This is a genomic window from Prochlorococcus sp. MIT2302 (assembly GCF_059772385.1).
In genome coordinates this window covers 702765-715200 of record NZ_CM186285.1, presented here as the reverse complement: position 1 = coordinate 715200, position 12436 = coordinate 702765, and the positions used below count along the sequence as shown (strand labels likewise).

At 37.0% G+C, this 12436-nt stretch carries 15 protein-coding genes; 9 read left to right on the top strand and 6 right to left on the bottom strand.

Going from position 1 to position 12436, the window contains the following annotated elements:
- Nucleotides 1-243: 243 nt before the first annotated feature.
- Nucleotides 244-1308 carry a chlorophyll a/b binding light-harvesting protein gene (locus AC6EI2_RS04380; protein ID WP_011294812.1) on the top strand — a complete coding sequence of 355 codons (1065 nt, stop codon included), beginning with the start codon at nucleotides 244-246 and terminating at the stop codon, nucleotides 1306-1308.
- Between the two features lie 256 nt (nucleotides 1309-1564).
- The gene (locus AC6EI2_RS04375) at nucleotides 1565-2653 is read left to right on the top strand and encodes a chlorophyll a/b binding light-harvesting protein (protein WP_498463179.1); all 1089 of its coding nucleotides are present in this window, start codon (nucleotides 1565-1567) and stop codon (nucleotides 2651-2653) included.
- A gap of 88 nt (nucleotides 2654-2741) precedes the next feature.
- On the opposite strand, the gene AC6EI2_RS04370 is transcribed toward AC6EI2_RS04375, so the two are convergent.
- A complete protein-coding gene (locus AC6EI2_RS04370) occupies nucleotides 2742-2948 on the bottom strand; it encodes a hypothetical protein (protein ID WP_498463178.1) in 207 nt (68 codons plus the stop codon).
- A 115-nt stretch (nucleotides 2949-3063) separates the two neighbouring features.
- The gene (locus tag AC6EI2_RS04365) at nucleotides 3064-3258 is read right to left on the bottom strand and encodes a hypothetical protein (protein ID WP_498463177.1); all 195 of its coding nucleotides are present in this window, start codon (nucleotides 3256-3258) and stop codon (nucleotides 3064-3066) included.
- A 177-nt stretch (nucleotides 3259-3435) separates the two neighbouring features.
- Between AC6EI2_RS04365 and AC6EI2_RS04360 the strand changes: the two genes are divergently transcribed.
- From AC6EI2_RS04360 to AC6EI2_RS04350, 3 genes are all read left to right on the top strand, one after another.
- Nucleotides 3436-4485 carry a chlorophyll a/b binding light-harvesting protein gene (locus AC6EI2_RS04360; RefSeq protein ID WP_110861311.1) on the top strand — a complete coding sequence of 350 codons (1050 nt, stop codon included), beginning with the start codon at nucleotides 3436-3438 and terminating at the stop codon, nucleotides 4483-4485.
- Between the two features lie 236 nt (nucleotides 4486-4721).
- Entirely contained in the window at nucleotides 4722-5834 is a 1113-nt protein-coding gene (locus tag AC6EI2_RS04355; protein WP_498463176.1) for a chlorophyll a/b binding light-harvesting protein, read from the top strand.
- Nucleotides 5835-6015: 181 nt separating this feature from the next.
- Nucleotides 6016-7071 carry a chlorophyll a/b binding light-harvesting protein gene (locus tag AC6EI2_RS04350; RefSeq protein WP_269610935.1) on the top strand — a complete coding sequence of 352 codons (1056 nt, stop codon included), beginning with the start codon at nucleotides 6016-6018 and terminating at the stop codon, nucleotides 7069-7071.
- Nucleotides 7072-7153: 82 nt separating this feature from the next.
- Here the strand turns inward: AC6EI2_RS04350 and AC6EI2_RS04345 are convergent, their stop codons facing one another.
- Complete coding sequence (locus AC6EI2_RS04345) at nucleotides 7154-7654, bottom strand: hypothetical protein (RefSeq protein ID WP_498463175.1); 501 nt, start codon at nucleotides 7652-7654, stop codon at nucleotides 7154-7156.
- A 373-nt stretch (nucleotides 7655-8027) separates the two neighbouring features.
- On the opposite strand from AC6EI2_RS04345, the gene AC6EI2_RS04340 reads away from it, so the two are divergent.
- Nucleotides 8028-8360: a thiol-disulfide oxidoreductase DCC family protein gene (locus AC6EI2_RS04340; protein ID WP_498463174.1), complete on the top strand. Its 333-nt coding sequence runs from the start codon at nucleotides 8028-8030 to the stop codon at nucleotides 8358-8360.
- 67 nt (nucleotides 8361-8427) lie between these two features.
- Here the strand turns inward: AC6EI2_RS04340 and AC6EI2_RS04335 are convergent, their stop codons facing one another.
- Nucleotides 8428-8769: a phenylpyruvate tautomerase MIF-related protein gene (locus tag AC6EI2_RS04335; RefSeq protein ID WP_498463173.1), complete on the bottom strand. Its 342-nt coding sequence runs from the start codon at nucleotides 8767-8769 to the stop codon at nucleotides 8428-8430.
- A gap of 203 nt (nucleotides 8770-8972) precedes the next feature.
- Between AC6EI2_RS04335 and AC6EI2_RS04330 the strand changes: the two genes are divergently transcribed.
- Together AC6EI2_RS04330 and AC6EI2_RS04325 are read left to right on the top strand one after the other, a co-directional pair.
- On the top strand, nucleotides 8973-9155 hold the full coding sequence (locus tag AC6EI2_RS04330) for a hypothetical protein (RefSeq protein ID WP_498463172.1): 183 nt from the start codon (nucleotides 8973-8975) through the stop codon (nucleotides 9153-9155).
- A 112-nt stretch (nucleotides 9156-9267) separates the two neighbouring features.
- A complete protein-coding gene (locus AC6EI2_RS04325; RefSeq protein ID WP_498463171.1) occupies nucleotides 9268-9834 on the top strand; it encodes a pentapeptide repeat-containing protein in 567 nt (188 codons plus the stop codon).
- A gap of 585 nt (nucleotides 9835-10419) precedes the next feature.
- On the opposite strand, the gene AC6EI2_RS04320 is transcribed toward AC6EI2_RS04325, so the two are convergent.
- Together AC6EI2_RS04320 and AC6EI2_RS04315 are read right to left on the bottom strand one after the other, a co-directional pair.
- A complete protein-coding gene (locus tag AC6EI2_RS04320; RefSeq protein WP_498463170.1) occupies nucleotides 10420-10689 on the bottom strand; it encodes a hypothetical protein in 270 nt (89 codons plus the stop codon).
- A 397-nt stretch (nucleotides 10690-11086) separates the two neighbouring features.
- Nucleotides 11087-11932, bottom strand: coding sequence for a PfkB family carbohydrate kinase (locus tag AC6EI2_RS04315; RefSeq protein WP_498463169.1), 846 nt, complete (start codon nucleotides 11930-11932; stop codon nucleotides 11087-11089).
- A 131-nt stretch (nucleotides 11933-12063) separates the two neighbouring features.
- On the opposite strand from AC6EI2_RS04315, the gene AC6EI2_RS04310 reads away from it, so the two are divergent.
- A complete protein-coding gene (locus AC6EI2_RS04310) occupies nucleotides 12064-12414 on the top strand; it encodes a DUF2834 domain-containing protein (protein ID WP_498463168.1) in 351 nt (116 codons plus the stop codon).
- Nucleotides 12415-12436 lie beyond the last annotated feature (22 nt).

Here is a 12436-nt window from a genome sequence, read left to right as displayed (position 1 = left end):
TTGCACTCTTCCTGTTAAACATAAAAAAATATTAACAGTTAAGAAAATTTTATCAAATGTTTAATTTTGTATTAACTCATTATATGTAATAATTTCATCCTTTCTGACTGTTAAGTTATTCTTATCAATTTGTATAAAATGATATTTGATTATTAATCAATAGCTATTTATCTTCGTTTTTAATAGTTAAAAAGACTTGTAACTTGTAGTGTGGAAAATATATTTACTCCCCCCTGAACTGATATGCAGACCTATGGAAACCCAGATGTCACCTACGGGTGGTGGGCTGGCAATTCAAGGGTTACTAACCGTGCTGGAAAGTTTATTGCAGCCCATGCTGGACATACCGGCTTGATTTCTTTTGCTGCTGGAGCCAGCACTCTTTGGGAATTAGCTAGGTTTGATCCCTCTATAGCTATGGGGCATCAAAGTTCCATTTTTCTAGCTCATCTTGCATCTATTGGAATTGGATTTGATGATGCAGGTGTTTGGACTGGAGCCAATGTTGCTTCGGTAGCAATTGTCCATATTATTGCTTCTCTTGTTTATGCAGGAGGAGCTCTCTCTCACTCTTTGCTGTTTGACGGTGATTTGGCTGATGGGCCAGGACCTACTACTCAAAAATTCAAGCTTGAATGGGACAACCCTGATAATTTGACATTTATTTTGGGTCATCATCTTATTTTCTTCGGGGTGGCATGTATTGCTTTTGTTGAATGGGCGAGAATTCACGGAATTTATGACCCCGCAATAGGAGCTGTTCGCCAAGTTGAGTACAACCTTAATTTGACCAATATTTGGAATCATCAGTTTGATTTTTTAGCTATTGATAATCTTGAAGACGTTTTGGGAGGCCATGCTTTTTTAGCATTTGTTGAGATAACTGGTGGTGCTTTCCATATCGCAACGAAGCAGGTAGGAGAATACACAGAATTTAAAGGAGCTGGGATCCTTTCTGCCGAGGCTGTTTTGTCTTTTTCATTGGCAGGTATTGGTTGGATGGCGATTGTCGCAGCATTCTGGTGCGCAACAAATACAACTGTTTATCCTGAGCCTTGGTTTGGAGAGCCTTTAGCTTTGAAATTTGGAATTTCTCCCTATTGGATTGATACTGTAGAGGTAAGTGAGAGCACTGCACTAGCTGGCCACACCACAAGAGCTGCTTTAACAAATGTCCATTATTATTTTGGATTCTTCTTCTTGCAAGGTCATTTATGGCACGCTATTCGTGCATTAGGCTTTGACTTTAGAAGGGTTACCAATGCTGTTGCTGGTCTAGATAGGGCACAAATCACTCTTAATGACTAACTGATTTAATTGCTTGATATTCAATAAAAGCCCCGTATTGTTTTTTGCGGGGCTTTTTGTTGGAAAAAAATTGACTTGTATTTATTCAGAATTCTCGAATCCTCTCAGAAACTAGTTTCCTACGGAAAATTAAATAATAAGAGCAACTCTTTTATTATTTAGCTTTGACCATTAAATAAAGACCTTTTACGATTTCAAGCAAATTTATTGGACTAAATGTAAGGTAGGTCGAATTTCGACTTCAATTTCCTCAATTATGCAGACCTACGGAAACCCAGACGTCACCTACGGGTGGTGGGTTGGTAATTCTGTTGTAACAAATAAGTCTAGCCGTTTTATTGGCTCGCATGTTGCTCATACAGGATTGATTTGTTTCGCAGCGGGTGCAAACACACTTTGGGAGCTCGCTAGATACAACCCAGATATCCCAATGGGTCATCAAGGAATGGTAAGCATTCCGCATCTTGCCTCTATTGGTATTGGTTTTGATCCAACCGGGACAGTTTTTGATGGAACATCAATTGCTTTTATCGGTGTATTCCATTTGATTTGCTCAATGGTTTATGCAGGAGCAGGACTTTTGCATTCACTTCTTTTCAGTGAAGACACTCAAAATAGTTCAGGTTTGTGGGCTGATGATCGTCCTGAGCATCGTCAGGCAGCAAGATACAAGCTTGAATGGGATAATCCAGATAATCAGACTTTTATTCTTGGTCACCATTTGATTTTCTTTGGTGTCGCATGTATCTGGTTTGTAGAGTGGGCTCGGATTCATGGAATTTACGATCCTGCCATTGGAGCTGTTCGGCAAGTCGAGTACAACCTTAATTTGACCAACATTTGGAACCATCAGTTTGATTTCTTGTCTATCGATAGTCTCGAGGATGTTATGGGTGGTCATGCATTCCTAGCATTCGTTGAGATTACTGGAGGAGCATTTCATATCGCTACTAAGCAGGTAGGCGAGTACACCGAATTCAAAGGAAAGAACATTCTTTCTGCTGAGGCAGTCCTTTCTTGGTCTCTTGCTGGGATTGGATGGATGGCAATTATTGCCGCTTTCTGGTGTGCAACCAATACAACTGTTTACCCAGAGGCTTGGTACGGAGAAACATTAGCTCTTAAGTTTGGGATCTCTCCTTACTGGATTGATACTGCCGATATGACTGGAGTTGTCAGCGGTCATACTTCAAGAGCTTGGCTTGCGAATGTTCATTACTATCTTGGTTTCTTCTTCATACAAGGTCATCTATGGCATGCGATACGTGCTTTAGGCTTTGATTTTAAAAAGGTTACTGCTGCGATTAGTAATCTTGATGGAGCAAGAGTTACTCTGACTGACTGATAATCGGAATCTTTCAGAATAAAAAAAGAGTCCCGTCTTTTAGACGAGACTCTTTTTTTATTAAAAATTAAAGAGGATTTAACTTCCTTTAGTTTTTGAAGTTGTCAGGCTTAGCCCAAGGATCGATCCTTTTTGAATCATCAGAATAATAGAAGAACTGTGACGCTCCAAAAACTGCTCCAAGTCCACAAAGAGCTGCGGCTATATTAAATCCACCGGATGGTTTGATTAAACCAATATCTGATGGGTGTGGAAGTTGAGTGGCAAAATCAAGAAGGTGAGAAAAATCAATCATTGAGTAAAAAAATTGTTTTTATTGTTAACCCAGGTGGCCACTATGCCAGACCCGTGTTTGAGGATATTACATTAAATTGAGAAATAACATTGAAAACCAAAATTTTCTTAGTGATTTAAAACCCTTTTGGTCGAGATTTGCTCTCTTTTGTAGAAACCTCGACTTTTTTTCTTTTGGATAAGGAATTTTTTTGAAATAAGTAAAAAACAACAGCTAAAAGAGAAACTGCAAGCAGTACGAACCAAACTATTGTTGCGATATAAGGAAGACCATGAAGGTCTTGCAATTCAAGTTGTAAAGCAGATTTCATTTTTGATATTTAAATTTTTCTTTAATATTTCCATGAAAACCTAGTTTAGTTGGGGGTTAAGCCAATTTGAAGAAAAAAAACTTTACTAATTGTTTATACGCCTTATGACTATTGGTAGTTTTTGAATTCAGCTGCCTGTAAGGTGTGGTCACCGTATTACGCCAAAAATCTTAAATCATGCAGACCTACGGAAACCCGGATGTCACCTATGGTTGGTGGGCTGGAAATGCTGGGGTTACAAACAAATCAGGTAAATTCATTGCTGCACACATTGCTCACACTGGCTTAATAGCCTTTGCAGCAGGTGGAAGTACCCTTTGGGAACTAGCAAGATACAATCCTGAGATTCCAATGGGACATCAGAGTTCTATCTTTCTTGCTCATTTAGCTTCAATTGGTATCGGCTTTGATGAGGCTGGTGCTTGGACTGGGGCAGGAGTCGCCTCTATTGCCATAGTCCATTTGGTCCTTTCAATGGTTTATGGAGCCGGTGGCTTATTGCATTCAGTGCTATTCGTTGGCGATATGCAAGATTCAGAGGTCCCTCAAGCAAGAAAGTTTAAACTTGAGTGGGATAACCCAGATAATCAAACTTTTATTCTTGGCCACCATTTGCTTTTCTTTGGTGTTGCATGTATTTGGTTCGTTGAATGGGCCAGAATTCATGGAATTTATGACCCTGCAATAGGAGCTGTTCGACAAGTCGAATACAACCTTAATTTGACAAACATTTGGAACCATCAGTTTGATTTCTTGGCTATTGATAGTCTTGAAGATGTTCTAGGAGGTCATGCTTTCTTGGCTTTCTTAGAAATAACAGGTGGAGCTTTCCATATCGCTACTAAACAAGTAGGTGAATACACCAAATTCAAAGGAGCTGGTCTCCTTTCTGCTGAAGCAATTCTTTCCTTCTCATGCGCAGGCCTTGGTTGGATGGCTGTTGTTGCAGCTTTTTGGTGTGCACAGAACACAACTGTTTACCCTGAAGCTTGGTATGGTGAAGCGTTGATCTTGAAATTTGGTATTGCTCCTTATTGGATCGATAGTGTTGATCTTTCAGGAGGCCCTGCTTTCTTTGGTCATACGACTAGAGCTGCTCTAGCAAATGTTCATTATTACTTTGGGTTTTTCTTCCTTCAAGGTCATCTATGGCATGCTTTAAGAGCTATGGGATTTGATTTTAAGAGAATTCTTAAGGAGCCTCTTCCTGCTCAGCTTTACGAATAAACAGTAAAAAAACTTTTTTCTTAAAGAGAGGATTTAATCCTCTCTTTTTTTTTATTTTTTCTTTTGCTGTAATAATTTCTTTAGCAGCATTGATTTGTTAAAGCTGATAAGAATTGACGTCTCTCTTAATTATCCGGAAAAAAGAATTTCAAACATAACGACCTTTAACTATTCTGCACATATCAATTGAACAGAGTGTAATCTGCATCCATATTTCCCTGATTCGCTTAGACATTATGCAGAGCTATGGAAATCCAGACGTTACTTACGAGTGGTGGGCTGGTAATTCTGTGGTCACCAGTCGTTCCGGTCGTTTCATCGCCTCCCATATTGGGCATACAGGCTTGATCGCATTCGCGGCTGGAGGAAGTACCCTTTGGGAACTTGCTCGCTACAATCCAGAGATCCCTATGGGGCATCAAAGCTCCTTATTCTTGGGGCATCTTGCCGCTTTTGGAGTAGGTTTCGATGAGGCTGGAGCTTGGACTGGTGTTGGTGTGGCTGCCGTAGCCATTGTTCACTTAGTGTTGTCAATGGTTTACGGAGGTGGCGCTTTACTGCATGCAGTTTATTTTGAGGCTGATGTTGCAGATAGCGAAGTTCCAAGAGCTAGAAAATTTAAATTGGAATGGAATAATCCAGATAATCAGACTTTTATTCTTGGCCACCATTTGTTTTTCTTCGGAATGGCTTGCATAGCCTTTGTTGAATGGGCAAGAATCCACGGTATATACGATCCAGCTATTGGTGCAGTAAGACAGGTTAATTACAATCTTGACTTGACAATGATATGGAATCGTCAATTTGATTTCATTGGAATTGATAGTCTTGAAGATGTAATGGGTGGACATGCTTTTCTTGCTTTTGCGGAATTGACTGGTGCAACTATTCACATGGTTGCAGGTTCAACAAAATGGGAAAACAAGAGACTTGGTGAGTGGAGTAAGTACAAAGGAGCTGAATTGCTTTCTGCAGAAGCGGTACTTTCATGGTCTCTTGCAGGTATTGGTTGGATGGCAATTGTTGCTGCGTTTTGGGCTGCTACTAACACAACCGTTTATCCTGTTGAATGGTTTGGGGAGCCTTTGAAGTTACAATTCTCAGTCGCACCATATTGGATAGATACAGCTGAAAGCACAGACATAACTGCTTTCTTTGGTCATACAACTAGAGCTGCTTTAGTGAATGTTCACTATTACTTTGGATTTTTCTTCCTACAGGGTCATTTCTGGCATGCTTTACGTGCATTAGGATTCGATTTCAAGAAGGTTTCCGAAGCAATTGGTAACAGTGAAGGCGCAACAGTCAGAGTTGAAGGCGCTGGTTTTAATGGAAGAGCTCCTAGATAAATTAAACAAAAAACATAAAATATCCCTTCCTTTTTGGGGGGGTATTTTTTTGTCTAATTTTCAGTAAAAAGAGATTTTTTGGTAAAAAAAGAGAGATACCTATAAAGACCTCTAACTATTCTGGTAAAAACAATTCCAATAAGTGTATGGTAGCCCAAATTTCGACTTTAATTCCTTAATTATGCAGACCTACGGAAATCCAGACGTCACCTATGGGTGGTGGGTTGGCAATTCTGTGGTGACCAATCGCGCAGGTCGATTCATAGGGTCACATATAGGCCACACAGGTCTTATTTGCTTCGCAGCAGGCGGAAGCACACTTTGGGAGCTTGCCCGGTATAACCCAGAAATACCAATGGGTCATCAAAGTTCCATATTTCTTGCTCATTTAGCTTCTCTTGGAATTGGCTTTGATGAGGCTGGTGTATGGACCGGAGCTGGTGTAGCAACAATTGCTATTTTCCATTTGATATTTTCAGCTGTATATGGAACGGCTGGATTAGCTCACTCACTCTTATTTGATCCCGACTTGAAAGATGGTCCAATCCCTACCACCAAGAAATTCAAACTAGAGTGGGATAATCCTGATAATTTGACATTTATTCTTGGTCATCATTTGATTTTCTTTGGGGTTGCAAATATTTGGTTCGTTGAGTGGGCTAGATGGCATGGAATTTATGATCCAGCCATAGGTGAAATCAGAACAATCTTCCCTGGATATGGGGATTTTGGAATGGTTTACGGGCATCAGTTCGACTTCCTAACCATTGACAGTCTTGAAGAGGTAATGAGTGGTCATGCATTCTTGGCATTTGTTCAAATAAGTGGTGGTGCGTGGCACATAGCTACAAAACAGCTTGGAGAATATACCGAATTCAAAGGTAAAGGATTGCTTTCAGCGGAAGCAGTCCTCTCATGGTCTCTTGCCGGTATTGGCTGGATGGCAATTGTTGCTGCATTCTGGTGTGCACAAAACACAACTGTTTATCCAATAGATTGGTACGGAGAGCCTTTGGCTTTGAAGTTTGGTATTTCTCCTTATTGGGTAGACACAGGAGATGTCTCAGATAGCACTGCTTTTTTAGGTCATACAACTAGAGCAGCTTTGTCAAACGTTCACTATTACTTTGGATTTTTCTTTATCCAAGGTCATATATGGCATGCTCTTAGGGCTATGGGATTTGACTTCCGTCGTGTTGTTGGATCAGTAGCTTCTCTCGCAACGACTGAGAGCTAGTTAATTCAAGCTCAAATTTCCCTAATAAAAGCCTCATCAAATTTGATGAGGCTTTTATTTTGAAATGACATTTAATTTAAAGTTACTCCCTTTTTATCTCAATATTTTCGTCATCAATTGAATCTTCAGAGGAGTGCTTTGATTCGCTGGTTGTGGTGATTTCCTGTTCAGCGTTCACCTCTGGCTGAGCAGGCACCTCAGGCTCAGCAGGTACTTCAGAATCAGCGGTCACTTCAGGCTGAGCAGGTACTTCAGAATCAGCGTTCACCTCTGGCTGAGCGGTCACCTCTGGCTGAGCAGGCACCTCAGGCTCAGCAGGTACTTCAGAATCAGCGGTCACTTCAGGCTGAGCAGGTACTTCAGAATCAGCGTTCACCTCTGGCTGAGCGGTCACCTCTGGCTGAGCAAGCACCTCAGGCTTAGCAGGTACTTCAGAATGAGCGTTCACCTCTGGCTGAGCGGTCACCTCTGGCTGAGCAAGCACCTCAGGCTTAGCAGGTACTTTAGACTCAGCGGTCACCTCTGTTTGGGACTCGCTTGCTTCATCTTTCTGTTGAGTTGCTTCTTGATCTAATCTTTCCACAATTAGCTCTTTAATTATCAAAAAAAGCTTTTTCAAGTTTGAAAAGAGTTCTTTGAAATTTTCATATATGTCTTTAAGAATGCTTTTAATCTCTTGAGATTTCTGTCCTTTATTGAAAAAAAGTAAGGCTGAAACTATTAATACTGAGATTAATGTGAAAATAAATAGGGTAAGCATTTTTTTTATCAGTTAGATATCATTAAGATCCCTCTTTCTTCGCATGCTTTCAAGTGTTTATTTACATTGAACAACGAAGATACTGTTTCCTTGCTTAAATTCAATAACTTGTGAGTAATTAAACTTTATGAATACAGTCAAACTTACTATTTTTTTTGATGGTGGGTGCCCCTTATGTAAAAGAGAGGCTGATTTCATGCAATCAAGAAATCAAAAAGGATTTTTAGAATTTATTGATATTAATAGTTCGGATTTTTCGTATCGTTTTAATAATAAAATTACTTACAAACAAGCCATGGAGAAAATCCATGCTTTGAAGAGTGATGGTTCAATTATTAAAAATATTAAAGTTTTCCAAGAGTCCTATGATTTGATTGGCTTGGGTTGGATTTATGCCCCAACAAAAATCCCTTTTTTTGACAAATTTTTTGAGTTTATTTACAGATTATGGGCTAAACACAGATTGAAAATCACTTTCAGACCTTCTATCGAAAAGCTCTGTGAAGAAAGAGGTTGTGATATATATTGATTATATGTAGAACTATTTTCCTTGATACTACATGGTTAAAGATTATGAACTATAGATGATAGACTTATTATCCAAAAGTTCTACAATTAAATCCCCAATTTGAGGCTCTTACGTCTGTAAATTCAATGTAAATTCTGCTAGTGCTTATATTTGTTTTAGATGCAATTAATTCGCACAAAGACTTGCTCATTGAGGAGGGACTAAGTGACCCAATTGATTTAACTTTAATAAAACAGCATGGTTCATCGGATCCAGCAAACGTCATCTTGATATCTCTTTGAAGCATTGTCATTACGTAATTTTCAGGTTTTCCAGTAAGTTCAGCAACCATTTTTGAAATATCATTTTGGAGCAAAGCATCATCTTCTAAAACACTTTTGGAGGAGGTGTTGACTTGAATGAATGGCATGAGTTACTAGGTCTTTAAAAAATACTAATACTGAAACGGGAGATTGATTTTTTTTAACTTAGAAAAATCCTTATATTCTTCGTTAAAAATATGAGTAAAAGATTTTTGAAATCTTAAAAAATTAGGAAGATCTTGTTAATTATCCTGTTGGAGCCTCAATAATTTTATTTTTCCAGTAACTTGGTGCTGTCTTTTAAGGAAAAATGAATCAGAATTTTCAGGCAATAGTGCAAGAAACTGCAAAAAAAAATATTTCCTCGAATGACCAGACTCTTTTGCTTGGTGGGGCTCTGATACTTTTTAATTTGCTTGTAATGCTATTCGTAGGGTTTTATTGGATGAACCCTGAAATGCATGAATTCATCTCTGGAAGCCCTCTTTTGTAAATTGATAGATTTAAATAAATCTCCTTTACATTAATTTGTCTTATCAATGAGCATAAAATTCTTTGACAGGGGAGATAATTGCACTATTCAGGTTGATTATCATTTTTTACTCATGAGTTTAGATCTCTTTTTTACTAAAATAATCAAATATCTATTCAGCTTTTTTATTATATTCTTTGCTGTGAATCCAGTTTTTGCCGGGGCTAATGTTGCGGTTAAGGGTGAAGGAGATGAAGTGCCAAGCTACGTTAGATCTGACATAACTGGTTTTGATTTTCACGGAGAAGACTTGCATCTCTCTTCAATAGCCGGAGCCATGGCAAGAGATGCTGATTTCAGTGATGTTGATCTTCATGGAACAACATTAACTTTGTCTGATCTTAAAGGTTCAAATCTTAACGGCATAGACCTTACTGATACTCTTTCAGACAGGGTTAATTTTCAGAAAACAGATCTTAGAAATGCAGTTTTGATAAATATGATTGCTTCTGGCAGTAGCTTTGCTGGTGCACAAATTGAAGGAGCAGATTTCACTTTCGCAATTCTTGATAGCGAGGATCAAAGAAACCTTTGTAAAATAGCTGATGGTGTAAATCCAACTACTGGTGTATCCACTAGGGAAAGTCTTGAATGTGTAGGAGATAAAGATTCATATAAACCTGCTATGCCATCAGCTTAAATTCTAAGTTTAACTAAATAGATTTGTTATAAAAAAAAAAGGATTAGTTGCAATTTTATTATTTTTGGGTTTCTTGATAAAAGAGTCTAATTTTTATCTTGAAGAATTTCTGGCCTCATCGATCTAATCCAAAAGGGTTCTCAATTCAAAATTTTGCTCGTAAATATTGTTCGAAGATTCCAAGTATCTCTTCTAATAAAACTTTAAATCAATTTCAGGATGATAAGAATTTGATATCTATGAAACAAGAAATTAAAAAGATTTCAATCTATGATCTATCTATACAAAAAATGCACTGGGCTAATAGAGATTTTTCAGAATATAAAAAGGTGGTTTAATTTTTACTTTTTAGAAGATGTATTTTTTGCATCTTGTATGTTTTTAGTAAGAGGAATTGTTGATAATATAAAAGAGATGACAAATAATAAAGTAATACCAACAAGGCTCCAAAAAGTTAGGTTAGATAGTTCTAACTCCCCAAATGATACTGTTAAGTATAAATTCAATTTGAAAGTACTGATAGATTACAAATATTTTAACAATAATTAGATTTTTTTATAATGATTATTTTTTGTCTTTTAAAATTTACACATATTTTTTCTTTCCATCAGCACTTATTTTGTAAATACCTCCTTTAGGTCCAACAAATAGCATTTCACCGTTAATTTTTGATTTTCCAAATTTACTTAGTCTTGATCTATGAATATTTGCTTTTTCTCTTAGTTCTTCCTCTGAATACCATGTCCCTATAGGTATATTCTTGGAAGGGTCAAGTAAAAGTGAATTTGTAAATTCTTCCGATATCCTTTTTCGACGAATATTTATATTCTTGAATCTTTTCTTGAATCTTTCCATTAAAGTCTTTCGGTTAGAAAACTTTTTTCTCTTATTTGATATTAAGAATATATATATAAAGAATATTATTGAAAATATCAGAATTAATTTCACTATGTGCAAATATAACATAATCCTATTAAAGCAATTTCTTGGAATAAAGCCAGTTGATTGAAAACGATAATATTGATTTGTCTTGACTTGCCCTCTTTATTTTCTCTTGATAATTAAATCGAAGCCAAGATTAGTTTTTTTTGAAAGTATTTCTCTTTTTAAAATTCCTTTTTTGGATAAACTCATAATTATTATTATTGATTCAAAAAAAAGAGATATAACTGAAAATATTAGGATTATAAAATTATGAGTAATCGAATTATTTTTTTTTGGATTTGTGTTTTTGGTGTCTTGATTTTTCATCCTAATAAGGTCCGTAATGCGTTGAGCATTCGGCTCCACAATAGGCTCCTATATTAATCGCCTGATTTAAATTTAGTTTTGCAGAAAGTGCAGTAGTAACTCCTCCTGCAAAGCAATCTCCACATCCGTAGGTATCTAACTCTTTTGAGCTAGGTGTAATTGATTTGTAGTGTTGATTTTTAGGGAAAATGGTTCCACCTGATTTCCCTTTTGTTGCTATGTATAAATCTGGTTGAGGTAAAAGTTCTTGATGATTTATTTTTTCGCCAGGATCAAGAGCACTGCCAATTAATGCGTTAATTCTTACTTTTGATTTCCTTAAGGTGTTTTCACCTGCTCGCGGAGTCGCAGAGAGAAATTTGGCTTCTCTGGCCAGCCTTAGTCCCTCCTTGTCAGTAGCGGTTACAAAAATACCATCGTAATTTTTCATGTCACTCCATGGGAGATTGTCAGAAGCGATTGGTTGTAATCTCTCTCCAATAACAGTAATAGCTCTTTCTCCATCTTTGGTGATAAGGCTAATACCTTTTCTAGTTGGTTTTTTACGCCAAGCAACTTTTAAATTTAAACCGAGTTTGGTAAGTCTTTCATAGCATTTTTCACCATAACTGTCTTTCCCTAGTGATGTGAATAAATCAACAGGCTCATTTATTAATCTTGCCATCTGAACAGCTGCAACTGCCGCACCTCCTGCTGCTTCCTCTAAGCATTCGTTCGCATGTGAAATTTCTCCTGCCAATGGAAGCTGATCGACTTTTAAGAATGTTATCCATTCAACATGGCCAATCACCGCTAATTTAAGTTTAGGCAGGTTAAATATTTCTTTGGGCGCATTATTAATTTCCATTCTTAACTATAAAAGTTGTCTCTAATATAGTTATTTTAGTTCATAGATAAAACTATTATATTTTTTTTATCAAATAGAAAAGGTTTCTAATGTTTCTGATATGTTATTTTGTGTCAAATAAAAAAAACCTTATGATTAGTCAGATTAAATGGTTGAAATGGGTTTATTTGTTATTAGCTATATTAGGAGCTGTTTTACCTACACTTGCTAATATTGAATTCGCGAAAAGTTTTGGCCCTTCTTTTGATATTCAATTATTTATAGAGTTGGCTAATAATAATCCAGCCTCTCAGTCCTTGTCTAGAGATCTGTTAATTGGATCAACGGCTGTCTTTATTTGGATAATCTCCGAATCAAAGAGATTAGAGATGAAAAATTTATGGATTGTAATATTAACTACATTTACAATCGCATTTGCCTTTTCTGCCCCTCTATTTTTATATTTAAGGGAATTAAGAATAGAAGAAATTAATAGGAATTAAATTATTTAAAGGTCTAGATGTT

Coding starts and splice junctions, on each gene's coding strand:
- AC6EI2_RS04380 (WP_011294812.1), top strand. CDS start 244: ATGCAGACCTATGGAAACCCAGATGTCACCTACGGGTGGTGGGCTGGC.
- AC6EI2_RS04375 (WP_498463179.1), top strand. CDS start 1,565: ATGCAGACCTACGGAAACCCAGACGTCACCTACGGGTGGTGGGTTGGT.
- AC6EI2_RS04370 (WP_498463178.1), bottom strand. CDS start 2,948: ATGATTGATTTTTCTCACCTTCTTGATTTTGCCACTCAACTTCCACAC.
- AC6EI2_RS04365 (WP_498463177.1), bottom strand. CDS start 3,258: ATGAAATCTGCTTTACAACTTGAATTGCAAGACCTTCATGGTCTTCCT.
- AC6EI2_RS04360 (WP_110861311.1), top strand. CDS start 3,436: ATGCAGACCTACGGAAACCCGGATGTCACCTATGGTTGGTGGGCTGGA.
- AC6EI2_RS04355 (WP_498463176.1), top strand. CDS start 4,722: ATGCAGAGCTATGGAAATCCAGACGTTACTTACGAGTGGTGGGCTGGT.
- AC6EI2_RS04350 (WP_269610935.1), top strand. CDS start 6,016: ATGCAGACCTACGGAAATCCAGACGTCACCTATGGGTGGTGGGTTGGC.
- AC6EI2_RS04340 (WP_498463174.1), top strand. CDS start 8,028: ATGCAATCAAGAAATCAAAAAGGATTTTTAGAATTTATTGATATTAAT.
- AC6EI2_RS04335 (WP_498463173.1), bottom strand. CDS start 8,769: ATGCCATTCATTCAAGTCAACACCTCCTCCAAAAGTGTTTTAGAAGAT.
- AC6EI2_RS04330 (WP_498463172.1), top strand. CDS start 8,973: ATGAATCAGAATTTTCAGGCAATAGTGCAAGAAACTGCAAAAAAAAAT.
- AC6EI2_RS04325 (WP_498463171.1), top strand. CDS start 9,268: ATGAGTTTAGATCTCTTTTTTACTAAAATAATCAAATATCTATTCAGC.
- AC6EI2_RS04320 (WP_498463170.1), bottom strand. CDS start 10,689: ATGGAAAGATTCAAGAAAAGATTCAAGAATATAAATATTCGTCGAAAA.
- AC6EI2_RS04315 (WP_498463169.1), bottom strand. CDS start 11,932: ATGGAAATTAATAATGCGCCCAAAGAAATATTTAACCTGCCTAAACTT.
- AC6EI2_RS04310 (WP_498463168.1), top strand. CDS start 12,064: ATGATTAGTCAGATTAAATGGTTGAAATGGGTTTATTTGTTATTAGCT.